At 54.0% G+C, this 22,090-nt stretch carries 18 protein-coding genes; 8 read left to right on the top strand and 10 right to left on the bottom strand.

The annotated features are described in order from the left end of the window. The 7 genes from glgC to K1718_RS06955 all read right to left on the bottom strand — a co-directional run bounded on the left by glgC (position 1) and on the right by K1718_RS06955 (position 9,828). Positions 1-1,260 (bottom strand): glucose-1-phosphate adenylyltransferase, encoded by a 1,260-nt coding sequence (gene glgC / locus K1718_RS06985; protein ID WP_152500249.1) that lies wholly within the window; start codon positions 1,258-1,260, stop codon positions 1-3. A gap of 31 nt (positions 1,261-1,291) precedes the next feature. Further along, a complete protein-coding gene (glgB, locus tag K1718_RS06980) occupies positions 1,292-3,502 on the bottom strand; it encodes a 1,4-alpha-glucan branching protein GlgB (RefSeq protein ID WP_265683308.1) in 2,211 nt (736 codons plus the stop codon). Next, the gene (locus K1718_RS06975) at positions 3,499-5,877 is read right to left on the bottom strand and encodes a glycogen/starch/alpha-glucan phosphorylase (RefSeq protein ID WP_265683307.1); all 2,379 of its coding nucleotides are present in this window, start codon (positions 5,875-5,877) and stop codon (positions 3,499-3,501) included. Before K1718_RS06975 ends, glgB begins: the two co-directional genes overlap by 4 nt. Before the next feature lie 496 nt (positions 5,878-6,373). Further along, positions 6,374-7,636, bottom strand: a complete 1,263-nt coding sequence (locus K1718_RS06970; protein ID WP_265683305.1) for a ferredoxin reductase family protein — start codon at positions 7,634-7,636, stop codon at positions 6,374-6,376. A gap of 21 nt (positions 7,637-7,657) precedes the next feature. Beyond that, entirely contained in the window at positions 7,658-8,152 is a 495-nt protein-coding gene (locus tag K1718_RS06965; protein ID WP_265683303.1) for an EF-hand domain-containing protein, read from the bottom strand. A gap of 26 nt (positions 8,153-8,178) precedes the next feature. After that, entirely contained in the window at positions 8,179-8,664 is a 486-nt protein-coding gene (locus K1718_RS06960; RefSeq protein WP_265683302.1) for a DUF1772 domain-containing protein, read from the bottom strand. A 147-nt stretch (positions 8,665-8,811) separates the two neighbouring features. Further along, positions 8,812-9,828, bottom strand: coding sequence for an AraC family transcriptional regulator (locus K1718_RS06955; RefSeq protein ID WP_265683301.1), 1,017 nt, complete (start codon positions 9,826-9,828; stop codon positions 8,812-8,814). Positions 9,829-10,232: 404 nt separating this feature from the next. Here K1718_RS06955 and K1718_RS06950 point away from each other — a divergent pair, with 404 nt between their 5' ends. Both K1718_RS06950 and K1718_RS06945 read left to right on the top strand, forming a co-directional pair. After that, a complete protein-coding gene (locus tag K1718_RS06950; RefSeq protein ID WP_265683300.1) occupies positions 10,233-10,538 on the top strand; it encodes a hypothetical protein in 306 nt (101 codons plus the stop codon). A gap of 382 nt (positions 10,539-10,920) precedes the next feature. After that, positions 10,921-11,547 carry a TetR/AcrR family transcriptional regulator gene (locus K1718_RS06945; RefSeq protein WP_265683299.1) on the top strand — a complete coding sequence of 209 codons (627 nt, stop codon included), beginning with the start codon at positions 10,921-10,923 and terminating at the stop codon, positions 11,545-11,547. 162 nt (positions 11,548-11,709) lie between these two features. On the opposite strand, the gene K1718_RS06940 is transcribed toward K1718_RS06945, so the two are convergent. Both K1718_RS06940 and K1718_RS06935 read right to left on the bottom strand, forming a co-directional pair. Then, positions 11,710-12,873, bottom strand: coding sequence for a porin (locus K1718_RS06940; protein ID WP_152500238.1), 1,164 nt, complete (start codon positions 12,871-12,873; stop codon positions 11,710-11,712). A 571-nt stretch (positions 12,874-13,444) separates the two neighbouring features. Further along, positions 13,445-14,389, bottom strand: coding sequence for an alpha/beta fold hydrolase (locus tag K1718_RS06935; RefSeq protein ID WP_265683298.1), 945 nt, complete (start codon positions 14,387-14,389; stop codon positions 13,445-13,447). 178 nt (positions 14,390-14,567) lie between these two features. Here K1718_RS06935 and K1718_RS06930 point away from each other — a divergent pair, with 178 nt between their 5' ends. Further along, positions 14,568-15,287 (top strand): helix-turn-helix transcriptional regulator, encoded by a 720-nt coding sequence (locus K1718_RS06930; protein WP_265683296.1) that lies wholly within the window; start codon positions 14,568-14,570, stop codon positions 15,285-15,287. Positions 15,288-15,418: 131 nt separating this feature from the next. On the opposite strand, the gene K1718_RS06925 is transcribed toward K1718_RS06930, so the two are convergent. Continuing rightward, entirely contained in the window at positions 15,419-16,444 is a 1,026-nt protein-coding gene (locus K1718_RS06925) for a LacI family DNA-binding transcriptional regulator (RefSeq protein WP_265683295.1), read from the bottom strand. Positions 16,445-16,587: 143 nt separating this feature from the next. On the opposite strand from K1718_RS06925, the gene K1718_RS06920 reads away from it, so the two are divergent. Genes K1718_RS06920 through K1718_RS06900 form a run of 5 tightly spaced genes read left to right on the top strand, consistent with a single transcriptional unit; the run spans position 16,588 to position 22,090 of the window. Beyond that, positions 16,588-17,667, top strand: a complete 1,080-nt coding sequence (locus K1718_RS06920; RefSeq protein ID WP_152500234.1) for a sugar ABC transporter substrate-binding protein — start codon at positions 16,588-16,590, stop codon at positions 17,665-17,667. A gap of 56 nt (positions 17,668-17,723) precedes the next feature. Continuing rightward, complete coding sequence (locus K1718_RS06915; RefSeq protein ID WP_265683293.1) at positions 17,724-19,241, top strand: sugar ABC transporter ATP-binding protein; 1,518 nt, start codon at positions 17,724-17,726, stop codon at positions 19,239-19,241. Then, complete coding sequence (locus K1718_RS06910) at positions 19,234-20,199, top strand: ABC transporter permease (RefSeq protein ID WP_247649357.1); 966 nt, start codon at positions 19,234-19,236, stop codon at positions 20,197-20,199. The genes K1718_RS06915 and K1718_RS06910 overlap by 8 nt, the downstream gene beginning before the upstream one ends. Continuing rightward, complete coding sequence (locus K1718_RS06905) at positions 20,196-21,140, top strand: ABC transporter permease (RefSeq protein ID WP_247649356.1); 945 nt, start codon at positions 20,196-20,198, stop codon at positions 21,138-21,140. The genes K1718_RS06910 and K1718_RS06905 overlap by 4 nt, the downstream gene beginning before the upstream one ends. Beyond that, positions 21,137-22,090, top strand: coding sequence for an SMP-30/gluconolactonase/LRE family protein (locus K1718_RS06900; RefSeq protein ID WP_265683290.1), 954 nt, complete (start codon positions 21,137-21,139; stop codon positions 22,088-22,090). Before K1718_RS06905 ends, K1718_RS06900 begins: the two co-directional genes overlap by 4 nt.

Genomic DNA, 22,090 nt, shown 5'->3' with positions numbered 1-22,090 from the left:
TCATGTTTCCAGTCTGTCGATCATGGATTGCGTGATCAGACATATGCCCTGTTCGGTCCGTCTGAAACGCTTGGCATCAAGTTCGGGGTCTTCGCCCACGACCAGACCTGGCGGAACTTTCACACCACGGTCCAGAACCACATCTTTCAGATAGGCACGCCGACCGACTTCGCTGTATGGCAACGCAACAACGCCTTCCAGCTCGGCATAGGAGTGCGTTTTGACGCCAGTGAAGAGCAAGCACCTGTAGAGCGAGGACCCTGACACAATACAGCCTCCGGAAACCATCGAAGATACGGCCTGTCCGCGCCTGCCTTCTTCGTTGTGAATGAATTTCGCCGGGGGCGACAGTTCCGAATAGGTCCAGATCGGCCAGTCATTGGCATATATATCGAGCCCAGGCGTAAAATCCGTGAGATCGATATTGGCCTGCCAATAGGCATCTATCGTCCCGACATCACGCCAATAGGGCTTGGATTCCAGTCCGGACATCACGCAGGAGCGACCGAACGGATGAGCCATGGCTCCACCCTCGGCAACGATCTGCGGAATAATGTCCTTGCCGAAGTCGTGACTGGAACTTGGATCGATGGCGTCTTTCAGAAGAAGTTCATAGAGGTATTCTGCGTCAAAAACGTAGATCCCCATGCTCGCCAACGCCTTTTCGGGATCGCCAGGCATCGCTGGCGGATCAGCCGGCTTTTCAACGAAGTCCAGAATATTGTCAGCCTCGTCAACAGCCATGACGCCAAATCCCTTGGCCTCCTCCCGCGGCACTTCCAGACATCCGACCGTCACTTTCGCCCCGGTCCGCACATGCTGCTCGATCATGATCGAGTAGTCTTGCTTGTAGATATGATCGCCGGCCAGAACGAGAATATATTTTGGATCATAACTCCGAATGATCTTGATGTTCTGGTTCACCGCGTCGGCGGTCCCCTTGTACCAGTTCTCTTCATCAAGCTGTTGCGATGCCGGCAGAATATCGAGAGACTCATTGCGTTCGGCACGAAAGAAACTCCAGCCGCGCTGAATATGCCGGATCAGGCTGTGGGCCTTGTATTGTGTCGCAACACAGATCCTTCGAACACCTGAATTGACCGCATTGGACAGGGCAAAGTCGATAATGCGTGTCTTGCCGCCAAAATAGACCGCCGGTTTTGCCCGGATATCGGTCATTTCCTTGAGCCGGCTGCCACGGCCGCCTGCAAGCACGTAGGCAAGTGTTTGCTGTGCCAGTCTGTGTCTGTCCTGTTCCATCGAGGCCTCCCAGTCTCTTGTTTCTTCGCAGCTATTCTCCGCAATATTCAAAAAAGAGCGTCGCCAGCGGCGGCACGGTAATTTCGATCGAGTGTTCGCAGCCATGGGCAGCGACGGCACCTGCGATCACTTCCCCAGAATTGCCCTGATTGCTTCCGCCATAGGACTCTGCATCCGTGTTCAGGCGCTCGCTCCAGCGTCCGGCTTCAGGAACACCAATACGGTAGCCGGTCCGGGTGACCGGTGTGAAGTTCGCCACAACAAGAACCGGCGCACTTCCGTCCTTGCCGTTTCGGACCCATGAGAAAACAGATTCTTCGGCGTTGCCGCCGTCAATCCACCGGAACCCCTCGGCGACACAATCGAGTTCATGAAGCGAAGGCAAGGACCGATAGAGTGCGTTGAGATCGCGGATCAGTGCCTGAATTCCGGCATGGGCCGGATACTCCAGCAGATGCCAGTCGAGGCTTTGCTCGTGGTTCCATTCCGAAGGTTGCGCAAATTCACCGCCCATGAACAGCAGCTTCTTGCCCGGATGTCCCCACATGAAGCCGTAATAGGCTCGCAAGTTGGCGAAACGCTGCCAATCGTCGCCCGGCATGCGTCCGATCAGGGACCCTTTCCCATGGACCACCTCGTCATGACTAAGTGGCAAAACAAAGTTTTCCGAAAATGCGTAATGCAGTCCGAAGGTCATCTTGTCATGGTGATACTTCCGGTTCACCGGATCTTCTGACATGTAACGCAAGGTGTCGTTCATCCACCCCATGTTCCATTTAAATCCGAACCCAAGACCCCCGGATGACGTGGGTGCACTCACCCCTGGATATGCGGTCGACTCCTCGGCAATCGTCATGATGCCCGGGTCGGCTCCATAAACCGCTTCGTTCATCTGTTTCATGAAGGCGATGGCTTCCAGGTTTTCACGTCCTCCGTGGACGTTCGGTACCCACTCCCCTTCATTGCGCGAGTAGTCGCGATACAGCATCGAGGCCACCGCATCGACCCGAAGACCGTCGATGTGAAACTCCTCAAGCCAGTATTTCGCATTGGTGATCAGATAGTTGGAGACTTCTGTGCGCCCGTAGTTATAGACCAGCGTGTTCCAGTCCGGGTGATACCCTTCTTTGGGATCCGCATGTTCATAAAGCGCTGTACCATCGAACCGCCCGAGCCCATGGGGATCGGTTGGAAAATGTCCCGGCACCCAGTCAATGATCAGTCCCAGGTCTGCCGCATGGCAGGCTTCAACAAAAGCGCGAAAATCGTCCGGCGACCCAAACCGGCTTGTGGGCGCAAAAAGGCCAACCGGCTGGTATCCCCATGAACCGCCAAACGGATATTCGGAAATCGGCGTCAGTTCGATGTGGGAAAATCCAAGATCCTTCGCGTAATTGACGAGGTCTTGAGCCAGCTCGTGGTACGTTAGTGCGCGGTTCCCATCCTCAGGAACGCGCCGCCAGGATTCCAGGTGCACTTCATAAATGGAAATGGGTTTGTCGAACCGTTGCAGGTCTCCCCGCTTGCCGATCCAGTCATTGTCTTTCCATTCATACCCGCGCAGATCCCGTACGACAGACGCCGTTTTGGGCGGATGCTCCGAACCGAACCCGACCGGATCGGCCTTGAGCGGCACGAGTTCACCGGAATTGCCGATAATCTCGTATTTGTAGGCCATGCCGTCGCCGACATTGGGGATGAAAATCTCATGGACACCCGTAGCGCCGCGCCGACGCATGATATGCCTTCTTCCATCCCAGCCGTTGATGTCCGCAACGACCGAAACGCGTCGGGCATTTGGCGCCCAGACCGCAAAGTGCACTCCATCAACGCCTTCGTGCGTGACAACATGAGCTCCCAGGGCCTGCCACAGCCGGCCATGCGTTCCCTCACCCAAAAGGTACTCATCCATGTCACCCAGAACTGGCCCGAATGCATAAGGATCAGTTTCTGTCCAGACGTCGCTGCCATGTGTCATGCGCAACCGGTAGGAAAACCGTTTCCGGCGGCGAGGCACTTTGGCGGCAAACAGGCTGTCCACGCCTTCAACAGGGCTTAGCTTGACCAGCGCCTTGCCTGACCCCTCTTCCAGTACCTCAATGGTTTCTGCACCGGGGCGAAAACAGCGCAACACCAGATCGCCATCAATCTCATGAAGTCCGAGAACCGAAAACGGATCACCATGCTCACCGGCTGCAATGGCCCGCGCTTCCGCAAGATCGATCAGCGCGTTTTGTGTCATCCCGTCAGCTCCAGTCTGACTTTTTCGGACGCGTTCACTTGCCAGATATCGCGCGCATAGCCTTTGATCGTCCTGTCGGAAGAGAACCAACCCATATTTGCGGTATTGCGCAGCGCCATGGCCGCCCAGTTCTGCGGATTGCGATACACTTCATCAACACGCCTTTGCGTATCGAAATAGCTGTCAAAATCACACGTCACGAGGAAATAATCGTGGTCATAGAGCGTGCCAATCAGACCGTGGTAGCGTGACGGGTCACTTGGAGAAAACACCCCTTCGAAAATCTGACCGAGGACACGGGTCAGGCGTGGACTTGCTTCGATGGCCGCCCGAGAAAACCCATGAACATGACGTCGCTCGACCACTTCTTGTGCCGTTAATCCGAAGAGGAAGAAGTTCTCCGATCCAACGTGCTCGCGGATTTCGACATTCGCGCCGTCCAAGGTCCCGATGGTCAAGGCACCGTTCAGAGCGAACTTCATGTTGCCTGTTCCAGAAGCCTCCTTGCCGGCCGTGGAAATCTGTTCGGAGAGATCGGCTGCAGGGATCAACCGCTCGGCCATGGTCACGTTGTAGTTCGGCGGATAAACGACCTTCAGCAGATCCTTTGTCACCCGGTCATTGTTGATCACACGGGCAACATCGTTGATCAGGTGAATGATCTGCTTGGCAACATGGTAGCCGGGAGCGGCCTTACCGCCGAAGATCTTCACACGCGGTGTCCATTCGGCATTCGGCGCGTCATGCATTTCATTCCAGAGCGCGATCGTCTCCAGGATATTCATGAGCTGGCGCTTGTATTCGTGAATACGTTTGATCTGGATATCGAACATCGCCGCCGGATCGATCTGGATATCGCAGCTCTGTGCGATCCAGTCCGCCAGTTGCTCCTTGTTCTGCCGCTTGGCCGCGCTGAAAGCATCCAGAAACGTGCGATCGCCGCTCTTTTGATTGAGCGCCTTCAACTGCTCCAGATCTCCGACCCAGCCTTCGCCGATCTCCTGCGTGACCAGTTCACTCAAGGGAGCGTTGCAGGTGTGCAGCCAGCGGCGCGGTGTAATGCCATTCGTCTCGTTGACGATTCGCTTCGGATGAATGCGGTTGAGATCCGCAAAGACAGTTTCCTTGACAAGGTCGGTATGAAGTGCGGAAACGCCGTTGACCTTGTGCGCCATGATGAAGGCAAGTTCCCCCATACGCACATGGTCCTGCTCCAGAATACGCGGGCTGCCAGGGTGCTTGGCCTGCTGGTCGTCCTCAATGGCGCGAATGATTTCCAGATGGCGTGGAAGAACCCGCCCCAATAGACCGATATGCCAGCGCTCCAGCGCCTCGGGAAGCAAGGTATGGTTGGTATAGCCCAGACACTGACGCGCCAGCCCGATTGCTTCGGCCATCGGGACATCATGTTCATCCACCATCAAGCGGACAAGCTCCGGACCGGCAATGGCCGGATGCGTGTCATTCAGCTGAATGGCGACGGCGTTTGGTAACTCTCGGATATTGTCATGGTCGCTCAGGAAACGGCGCAGCAGATCCATGATTGACGCCGCGGTAAAGAAATATTCCTGCTTGAGACGCAGTTCCTTGCCGGCATCCGTTGTATCGTCGGGGTAAAGCACACGGGAAATCGTTCTTGCCAATGCTTCGGAGCGGCCTGCCGCCAGATAGTCGCCACGATTGAAGCTCTTTAAATCGAATTTGGCTTCAGGTTTGGCCGACCAGAGACGCAAGGTGTTGCCCCAACTGCCCTTCCAACCGATAACCGGCGTGTCATAAGCTGTTGCCAGAACCGTTTCCCACGGGTGCCAGTGCGCCTTACCTTCGTGATGTTCCACATGACCACCGAAACCGATGCGGAACTGGACTTCCGGACGTGCAAACTCCCAGGCATTGCGCTGCGACAGCCAGGTCTCAGCGGTCTCAACCTGGCTTCCATCGACGAAGTCCTGTTTGAAAAGCCCGTGCTCGTAACGGATGCCGTAGCCATAGGCGGGAATGCCAAGGGATGCGAGAGAATCCATGAAGCAGGCCGCAAGCCTACCGAGACCGCCATTGCCAAGGGCCGCATCCGGCTCATTCAGGACGATAGCCTCATAGTCTTGCCCCAGTTCCGCCAACGCAGTCTTGGCTTCTTGAACAAGTCCAAGGTTCGCCGCTGTGTCTTCGACAAGGCGTCCGATCAGAAATTCCATCGACAGATAGTAAACGCGCTTCGCGCCGCTCTCATAGGTTTCGCGCGTGCTGCGAAACCAATGATCAACCATCCGGTCGCGCAGAGCGAGCGACAGTGCCACGCGCCAGTCGTAAACGGATGAATGCGCCGCGTCCTTGCCTTGCGAATTGCGCAGGTGTTTCAGGATTTCTTCTTTCATGTTCCGGCCTTTTGGACGTTCCCAGATCTCTTGCTTTTTGCGTCTTTCAAGACGCCGCCATCAGCCGCGACCTTATCGAAGCCCCTTTCCTTTTTCCATCGACCTGCCGAGCATAGTAATCGCTCGTGCGCGTTGCACACATTTTCTTCACATATAATTATTTCAATCGATTGATCCGGCGCGGTTCAGCCAATGGCGAACAGCAACCGCGCCCACAGAAAAAGCAGTCTCGTTCGTTCAGTGGGTGCTCTTCCAGAGGGCACAAACGGTCTTAGCCCAATCCAATGTTCCTATGACACAACAGGGTGAACCTGACACCCGGGGACGCATTGGTCGCCATACCAAGGTGAATTAATAACAGCGAGGCACAGACATTTCGGGCTTTGGCGCTTCAATGCCAAAGCCCGAAAGCTGATCATCCTTGCGATCAAGACAAGCTAATGAGATTAAACCAATGCAGCCATTGGCCGAGAACTTTTCAATGACCGCTCTATTGTCATCTGAATTCAAAAGCCTCGACGTGGATGGCCTTGCGCTTCACGCCTTCTTTTTTGAGGTCTTTCATCAATCCATCGACCATTGGTTTCGGCCCGCAGATAAAATACTCATACTCCGTGAGTTCGTCCGGCAGCCGTTCCTTCGCTGCATCGACACGCGCAAAGTCACCTTCATCGGAAAACAGAGGATAAAGCGTAAGGTTGCTTCGGTCTGCTGCGACGGCTTCGAGCTCCTCGAGAAATATCGCTTCTTCCCTGTTGCGAGCTGCATAAGCGAAATTGATTTCCCGATCGTCATCGGCACTCATTGCCCGCAGCTTTGAAAGGAACGGTGTGAGCCCTATACCTCCGGCGATCCAGACCTGCTTCTTGCACTCAGTCTTTGAGGCATCGAAGCGTCCATAAGGACCCCGAACGATGACTTCCCGTCCCGGCTGCAGTTCTTCGCGAACTTTACGCGTCCAGTCGCCAAGCACTTTCATGGTGAAACGCAGACGACGTTCGTTCGGCGCACTTGAGATTGTGAATGGATGAGGCTCCGACCAACCTTTGCCCTGTATCTCCACAAACGCAAACTGGCCCGGTTTAAACTTCAACATGTCGCCAACAGGCTTCAGAACGACTTCAGTGGCGCGTTCCAAAGAGTTTACGGTTTCTATTGTGAAACGCATGGCGGTGCGCTTGTTCATGCCGAACATGGTGTAGATGAGCGCGATCGTGCCAATCAAGGCTGCCAAAATCAGAACGATGCCCGAAGCACTAAATCGCTCGTAGAAGATCCCGGGTGCGTTCATGAAGTGGCCGATTACCAGGATATAGACCAAAGCCATGACCTTGTGTGGATTCCGCCAGCGGGAATAACTGATCTTGCGATTGAGAGCGACAAAGAGCCCGATCACCAGCAGAACCATCGACGCCATGCCGATCTGCGCTGACGGGAATGTTGAGCTGAGGATCGGGTCAACTCCTGCCGGAAGCTCCTTGGGAATACTGAAGAAGTGCACAAGGGCAAAAACTGCGGTGAATGTGCCTGCCACACGATGAACCTGATACATTCTATCCAGTCCACCGAACATTTCCTCGAAGACTTCCAGCCGCGTCGCCAGCACCACCGAACAGGTCATCAGCAGAAAACCGATGCCTCCCAGAAGTGTCGACAAGGTGGTTCGAAGGGAGTGCTGCTCGGGCGCGAAGGAGAGATGCAACACAGCGAAAACTCCAACCAGAGCGATGATGGCATTAATGCCTTGCAGACGCAGCATGACCTTGCCTCCTTTCCGGGTTTAGTTGTTCGTGGCCTGAGGGTGAATGGCAGCTTTGGCTGCCACGACAACAGAGAACCCTGAAAGATACTCCGGCTCGCTCAGCGTCTTGTCTTGATCCAGATCGGCGCGCAGGAAATCAAATTCGAGGGACTCGTCATACTCAGCTGCGGTTACCTGACTGTCCGCATTCCGATCCCAAAGCGCAAAGACCACACGCATAGCTGTTTTGAAGGCTTCGCTTTGGCCAGCGTCTTCGGCCGCGTTATGCATGCCAAAGCCCCAGTTGTAGAATTCGTCGAGCGTCAGAGCCTTGGAACTGTCATAGTCCATGGAGGAAAAAACATCGTCGCCAAAGCTCGAATACTCGCTGGGTGTCACCTTGCCATCGCCATCCTTGTCGATGGATTGAAAGGCCAGACCGGAAAGCTCTTTCCAATCATTGTCGGCAGCTGCGGTTGGCGGCACAAGCGCCAAGCAGGAAAAACATGCGATGGTTAGAATTGACCTTTTCATTTGAGGTTCCTCCAGGGTTGATGTGGTCACAGACCACTTGGCGTGATGAATCCAGTTGGTTTTTCAGAGACGTATCCGGCGCGCACCGCGCAGTAGAAACCGAGAATTCCCATGACGGTCCGGAACCAATGCATTTGTTGCCAGGTTGCTAACTCAGCAGTGCTCGCGTCCGCCCCCAGTGTTCCGCCTGCCAGCAGCGGGTTGGCCGTGCCGAAATAAGCCGGCAAGGTGGCGACCATCAGGAGGGTGGCCGCGGCAGCTGCAGCCAACCAGAATCTGGTCGGTTGCTTCTTCCAGATTGAAATCGCGGCAACAGTCATCACGGAGCCTGTCCCCAGAACGGTAAGAACAGCCATGGTGCCGCCCACGGGAAGCAGGTTTGCGCTAAATACTTGCGCGAACTCCGCCGGATCCAGACTTCGCCAGTACGGCACAAGACCGGTAGCAATCAGGAGTGAGCCACCCGCCAAAAGACCGAGCAAGACGGCCGCAAACTGTAAAAGCGCCTTCAATGTGCTTCTCCCTCTCCCGCGTCTCGAACTGAAAACAGGACGCAATGGCTCACCCGGTGCAGCGCATCGGTTAGGCTTCGCTCGATTGTTGGTAACTGCCGCTGTTCAGATCAGACCGTGAGGTCTGATCCTCCAACCTATTTCGGCTTACTCAATCGCCTTGTTGAGCTGCTTGCGAAAATCGGAAGGCGTCTGTCCGGTCCATCTTTGAAATGCTCTTCGAAAGGCTCGTTCATCTGAATACCCGAGCAGAAACGCAATTGAACCGATGTCATTGCGGTTATCGCGCAAGAGCTCCATCGCTCTGTGTTCACGGATCTTGTCGATCAAGCCTTGGACTGTCGTGCCGTTTTCTGCCGCGATCCTTTGCGCTGTCCGTACACTCATGTTGGCGGCGGCGGCAACGCTGACGGCACTGAACAAGCCAGCCCGGGCGTTTTCCGCAGCAGCGTTTCTGAGCGCTTTGAGTTCCTTTGGCTCTTTCGCAGCTTCAATTTGCTTCTTCACGCCCGAGAGGTGGGTCTGCACGTAGTTGAAAAGTTCAACATTTGCCTGCTTGATCGGCTCATCGAGCTTCTCCGGCTTCAAGATGAGGCTTATTTCGCTGGCATTGAAGTCAACTGGGACACCGAAGTAGTCGACATAATGCTGCACATCGCAATTGGGTTCGTGCGAAAAAGTTATGCGCTTGAAGCAGTCAGATAGTCCAAGAAACTCTGAAAAAAGGCGTGCAATCGACGCAGAGCCTATTTCTGCTGAACGGCCATTGTCGATGTGGTTCATGGGATGACTGGATACTATTTTTGCTTCCGAAGAATTTTCTTGGAATGCCAGCTCCAATTGATCCGAAATGACAGAGCAGTTCTTTGTCAGAAGTTTTATGGCCGTGCGAAGATCATCAGCAAACCGGGCCCCCTCTGCCAATCCTCCAAAAAACGAGAATGGAGCGGCCCGCGCAATATCGAGGGTAATCGGTTCATTTGGAAAGCGCTCGCCAAGCAGCAACATTATTCTTGGCGTGACATCTTCCGGAGGACGGGCAATTGGGTTCATCAATATGTTGCATGAGATACCCGCGGCATCCTGAACTTCAGAAATCGTCAACGCGCGCGAGAGTGCCGAAGCGACAACGGTCATGACCGTTCCATTGCTCACGGTCGTCATGATTGAGCCTCCGCAGACCTTGTCCAGGGCAAAGTGCGACGCAGTCCAGAATGTCGTTGAACTGCATTGAACTCTTCAAACCTGCTGTCTTTTGGAAAAAGGCGTTTCATCTCAACTCACTGGTCAATGACTGTTGAGATAAACATGAATGCATGAAGTTCGGTTTTACAGGACCATTTCTGCCAAATGCCGGACAATTCTCGCCAATGTGGGTCAATCCGCGCCAGCATGCAGGGGAGTTGCACTCCCTATTTGTTCTAGCGCTCAATCGGAAATGGATCAGGCTGACCATGCACGGTTCAGTCCCAAAACGCGTTTCCGTGACTGTAGTCACAGAAATAAAAAAACAAATATCTGAATATTAAACCCTAGGGAAGATTTGATACTTTAGAAGGATTTTACAAATGCCAAGATATTCTCAAGTTTCTATCAGACAGTTCAAGGATAAAACAAAGCCTGAATTCGACGATAATTTTAATTTTGCTTCAGACATCGGAGGAGAAAATGAAGATGACGCTTCTTCTTCATTCGACAATTTCGAATTCGCTTCCGGAGAGAAGGGCTCATCGGAGGATACCATTCCGACAGAAACTGTTACATTCAACTATGAGGAGATCAAGGTAACTTATCGCGAAGACGCGGTTCTTGATTTCGCGTTGACGGGAGACGACGACTTTTCCCCGGGAGCGACCGACGACTTTCTTTTCTGATCGAGAACAGGAAACGGTCGGCCTCAACTGTTTGAGGGCGGCCGGCCGCCTATGCAGCGCAGGATTTTCGGGCCGCATCGAAAAGCACCCTTTGCATGAAAACGCAGCCCTGAGTTGGCTTCAGGAAAACGCTCAAAGTACAAGGGCACGAAGCGTGCAATAGCGGCGCTCCATCGAGAATCACCACTCACGATAAAGCGTTGGAATGCTGCTTCACGAATTTGCGGCAACAGCATGACCACTCTGAATTTAAAGTGTATCAACAAAACGCACACGATTTTACGCTATTGCACCGCAACAGGGATAATTGAAAAAGTACTTGTGATTCAACAATAAAAGTCCCGTTTCAATTAAAAATTTTAACACTTCCAGCATAAACTATATGGAGTGGCATAGTAAAAGTTCGCGACAAATTGACACGATAAGTCATAAACCTTATCAAGAAAAAATGATTGAACGAGATATAAAAATTGTAGAAACCGCCTTGCAGCTGTTTGCGCACTACGGTGTCAAGAAGACAACGATGAGTGAAATCGCAAACGCCGCCGGGGTGGCCCGCCAATCTCTCTACAATGCTTATGATGGCAAGGAAGATCTGATTTACGGCGCACTGGAGCATCGCGCACGCGTCTCGGCGTCTTCAATTGTTGCAGAATGCTCGGATCTGGAAAGTGTCGGAGAGCGTCTGGACGTTGCTTTCAAATATCTTGTTCTGAAACCCTGCGAAATCATGCTGCAGGTGCCCCACCGCGAAGAGATTTTGCAGGTGGTTGAGAGTTTTGAGAACGAGAAGAAGAATAAAATTATCCAGCTTTACAACAATGTAATCATGGAAACGCTGAGCCCATTTGAGCACAAGACCCGACTGGGTCAGGTCAGCTTCGCGGAACTCTGTAATTTTATCAGGTTTTCATTCGACCAAATGAAGAAAAACGTGGTCGACCTTGAGCAGTTGCACCATACCTATTCGCCGTTGAAAAAATTGCTCGAAAACAGCGTCGATGCTTAGTTTGCCCAAATTGTAATATCGGCAGATTCTTTTCCCCAAATTCTCAGCACAAAGTGACAAGGCCGTTCTATGGGGGCGGCCCGGCAGGGTGGAACCTGCCGGGCCGAGGACTGACTAGAGGTCATAGAGGTCAAAGACCGCTGTCAGTGAGCTCGCGTCAAATCAGAACGTCCGCTGCAGGCGAACACCGAAGAGGAGTTCGTCAACATCGGAACCTGCGTCCGGATCAACATTGGCATAACCAACATCAGCACCCAGGATGAAGCCAGAGACCGGCTCCCACTGTACGGAACCATCGATCGCCCAACGGGAGAAGTCGGTGAAGCCGTTAGCCTGGTCGACGTCCATGTAAGAACCGTCGAGTGCAAGACCGATAGTGGAAGTTGCCTGGACGTATGCACCAGCTGACAGGGAGTAACCTTCGGAAGTACCGCCGGTCGCACCGAAGTCAGACACGGTCACGCCACCTTCAGTGCTGCCTGCACCGATGTAGGACAGAGCGCCGTCAGCATAGAAACCCTGGAAGTAGATGTTCGAACCGGAGTTGATCATCGGCAGGTTGAACACGACGCCACCGCCGATTGCCCAACCGAGCTCATCGTCAGCACCGTTGTTGGTTCCGCCAGTCTGGTGAGCAGCAGCTGTGCTCGGGTAGACCTGGTGCAGAGCACCGGAAAGCTGTGCAGAACCCCAGCCCTGGGAAACTGCGAGAGCAGCAACGACGTCCGGCATGCGGGTGCCGCCATAATCGCCAACCTGACGGCCAGCCTGATCTTCAAGAGCGATCGTAGCGGAGAATCCGTTGCCGAAAGCTGCAGTGTAAGCGATCTGGTTGATGGTCTCATCGGACCAGTCACGATCAACAACACCAATGAAGGACTGACCGGTGAAGATGTCGAAGTTCGAAGCGAGGTAACCAGCTGTCAGTCCGCCCCACTGAATGTAGGTAGAACCGAAGTCGAAGGTTTCAGTATCGTTGTCTACGCGCTGAGACAGCTCAACATAGGCACGCAGAGTACCGAACTCAGTTGCGGTACGAGCGTCGAGGTACAGGTAACCCTGTGTACGCCAGGAGTAACCGTCAGAATCGCGCGTGCCCCATGCACCATCATCGAGAACGTTGTTCACGATGAACTGGGTACGAACACGGCCACCAACACGCAGGCAGGTTTCTGTGCCCGGGATGTAGTAGAAGCGTGCGCCATATGCGTCACAGATACGAACGTAGTCGACCGGCTCCGGAGCAACCGGAAGATCGGCAGCCTGAGCGGTGGCAGCAGTAGCAACTGCAGCAGCGCCGAGCATCATGCCCTTAAAGAGTTTCATAGTGTTCTCCAATTTCTAAACTGCGTAGCAACCAAACGAACCGCAGAAATTAAGCCAATTTCTAATTTTTACTTAAGTTTACACGAATCATTCGATTCTAAACTTAGATCGATTGCCTGCTCGCATGATAAAAACTGATTTCCCCTCTCAATAGCAAGCCTAGAAATCACTACGAATGAACATTCGAAACCCAAGTAGCATTTTTGCAACATATTGTTTCTAAACAACTATTTAGATTTCAACACGAAAAGCCCCGGCCGATTTCCAACCAGAGATGCGAGTAGTTAATTACTTATTGGGAGAAAGTATTTCTCCGAACGAGTGGCGAGTGCAGGTTATTGCGTTTGCAACCACACATAGCTTGCTCGTGCTGCACATTTAGACTCTAAGAGTCTTTTTGTCAAATTGTCTCTTTGTAAATTTGTCAATAATGCAACTTTGTCGCACGCAGACTTGGGGTTGTGGTTTTGTCGGATTCGATGCGGTGAAGGGCTCAAGAGCGAAACCCAAGCGATTGAGCCCCAGGCAAATCAGCGACCAATTCGCCATTTCTGGACGCGCTGTTGAATTTTCAGACTTCTGACGTCTGTCTGAGCCAGTTCAGGATCACTCCGGTTGTTTCAACCGGCATTTCCTGCTGCAACCAATGACCTGCATCCAGGCAGACAACGTCGACCTTTGGCACGAAGTCGCTCAAATTGGGAGACTTCGGCACGAGATCTCGATCCCCATAAATCATGAGAGCGGGGTGCTGGATGACGGGATTGACCTTCTCCAGCAGATGCCAATTGCGATCAAGGTTGCGGTACCAATTGATACTGTTCGTAAACCCTGAAGCTTCAAAGGCAGAATCAAATACGGACAGTTCAAGATCGCTCATGAGCGGTTCCCCGACAGGGTCTTTTGCCCTGGCCAGGTTGATCATCATCATCCCCGGCTCTGGAGCCATATTCGGCTCGTTCTTTCGAAACAAATTCGTCAGGAATTGATGACGGTTTTCGTCCAGGATCGCATCCGCTACGCCGGGGCGACGATTGAAATGCACCATATAGTGATCACTTCCCAGAAAGCCTTCGATGAAGTCTATCCATGGGATTTCTCCACGTTGCTGATATGGCAAGCTGAGCGCAACGACTTTTTCAACGCGATCGGGGTGCAGCATAGCCGTGCTCCAGACAACATTTGCACCCCAGTCATGACCGACAAAAACTGCCGTCTCATATGCGAAATGATCTAGAAGCGCGACGAGGTCGCCCGTCAGTTGTTCGATATCATAGGCGGTCACATCTTTTGGCCGCGAGGAATTGCCATAGCCGCGCTGGTTGGGAACAATGACATGGTAGCCCGCAGCGGCCAATGCAGGCATCTGAAACCGCCAGGAAAAGGCATGTTCCGGCCAGCCGTGGCACAGCACAATCGGCCTTCCCACATTGTTCTGTCCGCACTCAAAGACCTCCAATTCAATGCCGTTGACCGAAATCATTGTTGGTTTGGGAAAGTCGGCCGGATCAAACATTTATCTGCCCTTCTGGAAATGAGATGAGAACAGGTGCAACCCGGGGTGACGCCGTGTTCTGGATCAGGTGTGTCGAGGCGGGTGTCACAAGTGCGAAAAGTCCTTGCTGACGCCCGTAAGTGGTGCTTAAGGTCAAACAGTGCCAAATTCTGGCACCTTTAAGGGCTTGTCTTGCCAAATGAATATTCGCCTCAGACAAGACGCCATCGTGCGCAGCCTTCGACGCTGCGGCACATCGACGATATCTGCACTCGCCGCAGAGGTTGGCGCTTCCAGGCGGACGGTTCTGCGTGACATCAGTGCGCTACGCGACCAGGGCTTCGTCATTCATGCCGAGCCGGGCCGAGGTGGCGGGTTGCAGCTTGATCCGCAATCGGTTCAAACGGCGCCGCGCCTCTCGGTCATCGAGGTCTTTGCGCTGCTGATCAGCGTTGCCTCGATGCGGGCAGCCGGATATCTGCCTTTTTCAAAGCTCGCGGATGCGGGGCTTGCAAAAATCGAGAAAGCTCTACCCTCAGACAAGGTTCGAGACTTAAGACGTTTCCTGGATTGCCTGTATGTGGGAGAACTCGCACCTCAGGTCGACCTGTCCACTATGGGATCAATGGACCCAGCCCTGCTTCCTGCATTTGAAACAGCATTTCTTCAGCGTTTGCATCTGCGTTTCAGCTATCGCGACGCAAAAGGTGAAACAAGCCGCCGATATGTCGAACCGCAGGCAATGTTGATACTGCCACCATTGTGGTATCTGGTCGCCTGGGACCCGGCACGAAATGACTTCCGACACTTCCGCATGGACCGGATCAGCAAACCGGTCTGCGTTGAAGGCGCAACCTTCAGAAGACGGAACATCGTTTTCCAGGATGGCGTGAGGCCTGTAAAGCAGATCCGGAACTGAATTCCTCAACAGGAACTGACCAATGACGGGCCGGCAGCGAGCGTAAAACTCAGGTTGATCCTTTGACGTGACATCTCGGCAACCGCTCAAACAGAGTTCGAGCACTCGGGTCGCGACGGGATTACCATCATTCAGGTGGTTTCGCCGATATGCAACTTAGTCTCCAGCTTGTCTGTCAGCTTCTCCGTTTGGGCCTCCGGCGGCGCAGATATCCAGGTTGCAGCTGCAACACCAATTTCATATCTCGGCGTTTGTGTAGTCGTGATCTTCAGGGGCAACGCAGACAGGAACCCAAGACCATTGAAGCCTGCGATAGCGACCTCGCCTGGCACGTCGAGACCTTCAGACATGCAGTGCATCAGACCGCCTGCTGCAAGGTCATCATTGGCATAGTAAATTGCGTCCGGGCGATCGGGTTGTGTCAGAATATCCTGCGTCAGATGTCTGCCGACCACCATTGAAGAAGCTTCCGTGGAAGTGCGTTGCGCAATCAATTGCCCGCCGCCTTCCCGAATACAAGTTGCAAAAGCTTCAAAACGTTTCGTCGCCCGCAGGTCATGTCCGGCTTGACTGGCGACATAGCCGAACGATCTGTAACCGCGTTCAAGCAGATGAGATGCCATATCCCGTCCAGCTTCAGTGTGCGAAACTCCAAAGCAAGCAGACATCGGCTCACCGTCGATATCCATGATCTCGGCAACCCTGACACCGGTTTGCTCAACAATGCGCCTAACCGCCTCACTGTGCTCAAGACCGGCCAGGATCAGGCCACGTGGACGCCATGACAAAAGATCGAAGACGAGCTCCTCTTCAGCTTCCTGCGTGTATTCCGACACGCCGAAAACCGGTCTCAATCCCGCTGTGCTCAGCGTATCGCTTATTCCGGAAAGAACTTCCGTAAAGACACGGTTTTGCAGTGTCGGCACCACAACGCCAACAAGCGGATTGTCATAGGCCGCGATACCGCCCGCCAGCCGATTGTGGACGTAACCGATTTCCCGCGCAGCGTTGTTTACCTGCTCGCGAACATTTCTCGAGATGTATCCTGCGCCGCGCATAACCCTGGAGACGGTCATCTGACTGACACCTGCCACACGCGCGACATCGTGCATCGTCGGCTGGTCTTTTCTGGATTTGCTGCTGCGCCTTGTGGCCATCGAAGTCTCTATAATTCAACGACTTTCATTTTTTTCTTGACGAATGTTTACATAAACACAATACCTATATCAATGTGTGTTTACGTAAACACATTGGGATTGCAGAAGTTCAATCCGACCTGTTGGTCATTTGGGAGGAAAAGATGAAGAACCTACTTTTGAGCGCGACATTTTTGCTCGCCGGTGTTGGAACAGCACTCGCAGACACTTATCGACCTGAGTGTTTTGTCCCAGCTCCGGAAACATCCACGATTTCCTATGATGCAAAGGAAGGCCCCTACAAGTTGGCCTTCGTGAACGGCTTTGCAGGCAATGACTGGCGCATTCAGGCAATCCAGTCCGCAAAGGCCTGGGCTGATCGTCCGGAGAATGCGGGTAAAATCGACACGTTCTCCATCGTGTCTGTCGGAAACGACAGTGCTGCCCAGATTGCAGCGATCGACAATTTTATTGCTGCCGGATACGACGCCATTACCTTCATCGCAGTCAATCCGACCGCTTTCGAACCGGTAATCCGGCGCGCTGAACGTGCCGGCACGATCCTCGTTCCGTTCGATAACGTGCTCGACACGGACAAGGTGGTGCAGGTCAACGAAAGCCAGAAGGAACTGGGCGCACTGAAAGCACAGACGGTTATGGACATTCTTGGCGGCAAAGCTGAGAAAATCCTGATGGTGAATGGTCTGCCTGGCAACGCGACCGACCGGGATCGCCGCCTCGGCATGATGAGTGTTCTGGAAAAGGTCGACGGATTGGAAATCGTCGAGGTTGTCGGCAATTGGGACACCGGCACGAGCCAAAAAGTGGCTGCCGATGCGCTCGCGACACACGGTCAATTCGATGCTGTCGTCTCTCAGCATGGGTCTGCTGGAACCATCAACGCGCTGCAATCCGCCGGACATCCGATTGTCCCCATGGGTGTCGACGGTGAAAACGGCGTTCGCATGTTGATGGACGAGCTGGATATTCCCGGTGTGTCGGCAAGCCAGGCACCTGCGATGTCGGCAATTGCTCTTGAAGCCGCGGTCGCTCTCCTGGAAGGCAACGAACTGCCGCAGACAATCTACCTGCCGATTCCTCAGGTCAAAGCTGACGAATTGGAGGCTGGCGTGAACTATTTCCCTGATCTGCCGAAAAGCTTCAATACCGGCACCGGCTATGCGGAATGTTTCCCGCCCTTCAGCCCAGAAGAAATTTCCGGACAAAATCCAAGCAATACATAATTCACAAATGGTCCGGCGGCACCATCGCGTGCCGCCGGACAACTTGGAAATTTTCAATGACAGACCCCGACAAGCCCCTGCTGCGGATGCAGGACATTTCGATGCACTTTGGTGCGACGAAGGCATTGAACAACGTCGATTTCGCCTGCAAGCCGTCCGAGATACATGCAATTCTCGGTGAAAATGGTGCAGGCAAATCGACACTTATGAAGCTCATCTCCGGTGTGCTGCAGCCAACCGAAGGCCGCATCATTCTGGATGGCCGGGACGTCCGGCTGACGACACCGCGCGTTGCCCAGAACCACGGGCTCGTATGCATGTTCCAGGAACTGTCTCTCGTTCCTGATCTGACCGTGCGGGAAAATTTGCTTCTTGGTGCGCCGGGAAGCGGCCTTGGATGGCTCCGTTCAGAAGCGCTGGTCAAGGCCCGAGACGTTTTGGACCGGATTGATGGCGGTCATATTAAGATGTCCGCCCGCGTGTCCGATCTGACGCTGCCATCTCGACAGCAGGTGGAAATTGCCAAGGCGCTCATGCGCAAACCAAGATTGCTTATCCTGGATGAAGCGACTTCGGCACTGAATGCATCGGTTGTGACGAAGGTCTTCGACTTGATCCGCGCAGAGCGAGACCAGGGGACAAGTGTCCTTTTCATCTCCCATAGATTTCACGAGATTGAAGCCCTGGCCGATAGGATTTCCGTGTTTCGAAACGGGAAACGCGTCGAGACATTCGACAATGGAGATCATTCCTATAACGAAATCATCAACATGATGGTCGGACAGAGGATTGAGGAACTGTTTCCACCCAAACCCCCGGCACGCGCAGATGCACAGGAAGTGCTGAAGGTTGAGAATTTTTCATGGGACGGACGCGTTATGGATATCAGCCTGACGGTTCACGAAGGAGAAATCGTCGGGCTGGGCGGTCTTGATGGCCAGGGGCAAGGAGCGTTCCTGATGGGGCTCTTCGGCCTGCTAAGGACTGCCGAAGGCAAGGTCACAGTGGCAGGAAAACCCGTTTCCGTTACAAGTCCCAAGGCCGCGAAGCAGCCGGACATTGCGTTGGCATTCATTCCTGAAGACCGGAAAACCGAGGGTTTGATTCAGGAACAGAGTATTTTGGAAAATCTGCAACTGGCTGCAATCGGATTGAAGGACCTGGACGCCTCAAACCCGGGGCTTTACGAGGATACGCTTGAACGTCTTGAACTCAAACATGGCGGCCTGGAACTGCCGGTTTCGTCGCTTTCCGGCGGCAATCAGCAGAAGGTTGTGCTGGCGAAATGGTTGGCGCTCAAACCGCGGTGCCTCCTGCTCGCAGATCCGACACGCGGCATTGACGTGAAAACCAAGACACAGATTTACGGCATGTTGCGCCGCCTCGCCGATCAGGGCACCGCAATCCTTCTTCTCAGCACGGACTATGAAGAACTCATCCAGCTTTGCGACGAGACCCACATTTTCTACGCCGGCCAGCTGGTCAGCTCCATGAGCGGGGAGGACATGACCGCACAAAACATCATCGCGGCTTCGCTGAACGTTTCCGAAAAACGCAAGGTGGCTCATGCTTGACTACATTCGAGCCAACCGGCGTGAAGTCATAGCCGCAGTCGTCCTGCTGGTGCTTCTGTCGCTCTACCTGGGAACGCATCCTCGTGGGGCTTCCACCTATGTAATGACGATCTGGGCGAACCAGTGCCTGATCCTTGGTTTCGCGGCGATTGCCCAGTTTTTTGCCGTTGTTGTGCGAGGGATCGACCTGTCGGTTGGGGCGGTGATAGCGCTCACCAACACGTTGGCCTCGCACCTGCTAGACGGATCGGCGGGAGCCATTGGTTTTGGTGTCGTTGCCGTACTCGCAGCCGGTGCCCTATGTGGCCTCCTGAATGGTCTCATCATCGTCTTCGGCCGCATACAGCCGATTGTCGTCACGCTGGCAACGGCATCTATATTTGTCGGCGGTGCCCTCATGCTCAGACCAACCCCCGGCGGCGCAGTCAACTATGATCTGGCCGATGCTCTGACACTCGACATCGCCGGCATTCCGACCGCGTTGATCATTTCCGGACTGCTGGTCTTTGCGTTCTGGTTACCCTTTCGCAGAACCGGGCTCGGGCTTGGGCTCTATGCGCTCGGGTCATCTGAGCAAGCAGCGTTTCAATCCGGCATCAACACACGCCTCATTCGCATCGCCGCTTTCACGCTTGCCGGTCTCTTCGGTGGAGCCGCCGGGCTTTACTACAGCTTTGTCACGACAACCGGTGATGCTGGAATTGCCGCAAACTTCACATTGAATTCCATTGCTGCCGTCGTGTTGGGCGGGGTGCTTTTGCGAGGTGGGGTCGGGTCTCTCATTGGGGCGTTGGCAGGCGCCTTCATATTGAAAACAATCGCTTCGCTGATGTTCTTTTCCGGCATTCCATCGTTGGCGCAACCCCTGTTTGAAGGGCTCATTTTGGCAGCTGCTATCGCGATTGGCGGCGCAGATGTCCTTCGTACACGCAACAGGTTGGAGGTCTTTGGCCGATGAGCCGCACAATCACCCCTGACAGCATGATGCCCTATTTCGGGACCGTGGTGCTCATCTTGGCGGGAAGCTTGTACTTTCCGCAAATATTGACCTTCGACTATTTGAGTCAGCAGCTTCAGATCGCTGCATTTCTCGGTCTGCTCGCAACTGGTGCGACGATCGTCATCTTGCTCGGGCATATCGATCTTTCAGTACCATGGGTCCTGACCGGCGCGGCAATTCTGTCCACGGCCCTGGTTGGGTCCGGCAATCCCGTCCTGACCGCACTGGCAGTACCGGCCGCGCTTGCCTTCGGAGCGCTGATTGGTGTCATCAATGGCATTGGCGTTGCCATCTTGCGCATTCCTTCGATGGTCTGGACGCTGGCTGTCAATTCCATTTTGCTTGGTCTTGCGGTGCTCAATACCGGCGGCTTCAATCCGAAAGGCGAAGCCAGTCAACTCATGGTTTCCTTGGCATCAGGCGACGTACTCGGCCTGCCCGTCAGCTTCCTCACCTGGATGGCTGTCAGCCTCGCAATCGTTGTCTTCCTGACCAGAACGCCGTTTGGCCGATACCTGCGTTCAATCGGCTACAACGAAAAGGCGACCTTCCTGTCCGGTGTCTCAACGCCAAGCGTTGTCTTCGCCGCCTTCGCGCTTGCTGGCATGTGTTCCGCATTGGGCGGTGTCCTGCTCGCCGGCTATGCGAACCAGGCATACCAGTCGATGGGAGATCCGTTTCTTCTGCCGACGATTGCTGCAGTCGTAATTGGCGGAACATCTATTCTCGGCGGGCGCGGCGGACTTTTCGGCACAATCGGCGGCGCGTTGTTCATAACGTTGCTGACATCGATACTCTCCGTGATGCAGATCGGAGACGCCTGGCGGAGCATCGTCTTCGGAGTGATCATCCTTGCCATGCTTTTGTTCCAGACAATGAGAAAAGGTGCACGATCATGAAGCCCGGCTATGTCACGGTCGACGCGCGTTTCGAAAGTTTTGTCGACACATCAAGTGAACCCGAAATGATCGCAGAGGGCTGCACCTGGACGGAAGGACCCGTCTGGCTTTCTGACGGTCTCTTTTTCAACGATATTCCGGGCAAACGCATGTTGCGATGGACGGAAGAAAATGGCCTCTCGATCGCACTTGCAAACAGCGAATTTGCGAACGGTAATACGCTGGACTTGGCAGGCAACATGGTGTCCTGCGAACATGGCGGGCGACGGGTTGTCAGGCGGCAGGACCCTTACGATCTGAACTCTGTGGAGACAATCGCCGATAGTTTTGAAGGCAACCGGCTGAATTCGCCAAATGATGTCGTCGTTCGCTCGGACGGCTCCGTTTGGTTCACCGACCCACCCTACGGCATAAACTCGGATGTCGAAGGATACCCGGCCGAAAGTGAGCTTGGCGGTTGCCACGTATATTGCGTTTCGACCGACGGAACGATCCATGTGGTCGCAACCGATTTCGACAAACCGAACGGCTTGGCCTTTTCACCCGATGAGACAAAACTCTATGTCGCCGATTCTGGCGCTATTCGTGGCGCGAGCTTTCCTGGGATCGACTACAATTTGCCTCATCACATCAGGGTCTTCGACGTCGACGGGCCAAGCTTGAGCAACAGTCGTGTATTTGCCGTGGTTGCGCCTGGCATTCCTGACGGGTTTCGCGTTGATCATCAAGGTTTCGTCTGGACTTCAGCTCTTGATGGCATTCATTGCCTTTCTCCCGAAGGTGCTCTGATTGGCAAGATCGTTCTGCCCGCGCAGACATCCAATATCTGTTTCGGCGGACGAGACGGCATGACAATGTTTATCACGTCCTCCGACAAGGTTTACCGGGTCCGCAGCAGCCGCAGGGATGCCGCCCAAGTGGTGCGTGAAAAGACTGGGAGGCCCTCATGA

Source organism: Roseibium porphyridii, from assembly GCF_026191725.2.
GTDB classification, from domain to species: domain Bacteria; phylum Pseudomonadota; class Alphaproteobacteria; order Rhizobiales; family Stappiaceae; genus Roseibium; species Roseibium porphyridii.
The sequence above is the reverse complement of the archived record's forward strand: the minus strand, read 5'-3'. Positions and strand labels throughout refer to the sequence as shown.

Bases quoted from the DNA above. Each gene is read 5' to 3' on its own strand.
- glgC (WP_152500249.1), bottom strand. From the start codon at position 1,260: ATGGAACAGGACAGACACAGACTGGCACAGCAAACACTTGCCTACGTG.
- glgB (WP_265683308.1), bottom strand. From the start codon at position 3,502: ATGACACAAAACGCGCTGATCGATCTTGCGGAAGCGCGGGCCATTGCA.
- K1718_RS06975 (WP_265683307.1), bottom strand. From the start codon at position 5,877: ATGAAAGAAGAAATCCTGAAACACCTGCGCAATTCGCAAGGCAAGGAC.
- K1718_RS06970 (WP_265683305.1), bottom strand. From the start codon at position 7,636: ATGCTGCGTCTGCAAGGCATTAATGCCATCATCGCTCTGGTTGGAGTT.
- K1718_RS06965 (WP_265683303.1), bottom strand. From the start codon at position 8,152: ATGAAAAGGTCAATTCTAACCATCGCATGTTTTTCCTGCTTGGCGCTT.
- K1718_RS06955 (WP_265683301.1), bottom strand. From the start codon at position 9,828: ATGACGACCGTGAGCAATGGAACGGTCATGACCGTTGTCGCTTCGGCA.
- K1718_RS06950 (WP_265683300.1), top strand. From the start codon at position 10,233: ATGCCAAGATATTCTCAAGTTTCTATCAGACAGTTCAAGGATAAAACA.
- K1718_RS06945 (WP_265683299.1), top strand. From the start codon at position 10,921: ATGGAGTGGCATAGTAAAAGTTCGCGACAAATTGACACGATAAGTCAT.
- K1718_RS06940 (WP_152500238.1), bottom strand. From the start codon at position 12,873: ATGAAACTCTTTAAGGGCATGATGCTCGGCGCTGCTGCAGTTGCTACT.
- K1718_RS06935 (WP_265683298.1), bottom strand. From the start codon at position 14,389: ATGTTTGATCCGGCCGACTTTCCCAAACCAACAATGATTTCGGTCAAC.
- K1718_RS06930 (WP_265683296.1), top strand. From the start codon at position 14,568: ATGAATATTCGCCTCAGACAAGACGCCATCGTGCGCAGCCTTCGACGC.
- K1718_RS06925 (WP_265683295.1), bottom strand. From the start codon at position 16,444: ATGGCCACAAGGCGCAGCAGCAAATCCAGAAAAGACCAGCCGACGATG.
- K1718_RS06920 (WP_152500234.1), top strand. From the start codon at position 16,588: ATGAAGAACCTACTTTTGAGCGCGACATTTTTGCTCGCCGGTGTTGGA.
- K1718_RS06915 (WP_265683293.1), top strand. From the start codon at position 17,724: ATGACAGACCCCGACAAGCCCCTGCTGCGGATGCAGGACATTTCGATG.
- K1718_RS06910 (WP_247649357.1), top strand. From the start codon at position 19,234: ATGCTTGACTACATTCGAGCCAACCGGCGTGAAGTCATAGCCGCAGTC.
- K1718_RS06905 (WP_247649356.1), top strand. From the start codon at position 20,196: ATGAGCCGCACAATCACCCCTGACAGCATGATGCCCTATTTCGGGACC.
- K1718_RS06900 (WP_265683290.1), top strand. From the start codon at position 21,137: ATGAAGCCCGGCTATGTCACGGTCGACGCGCGTTTCGAAAGTTTTGTC.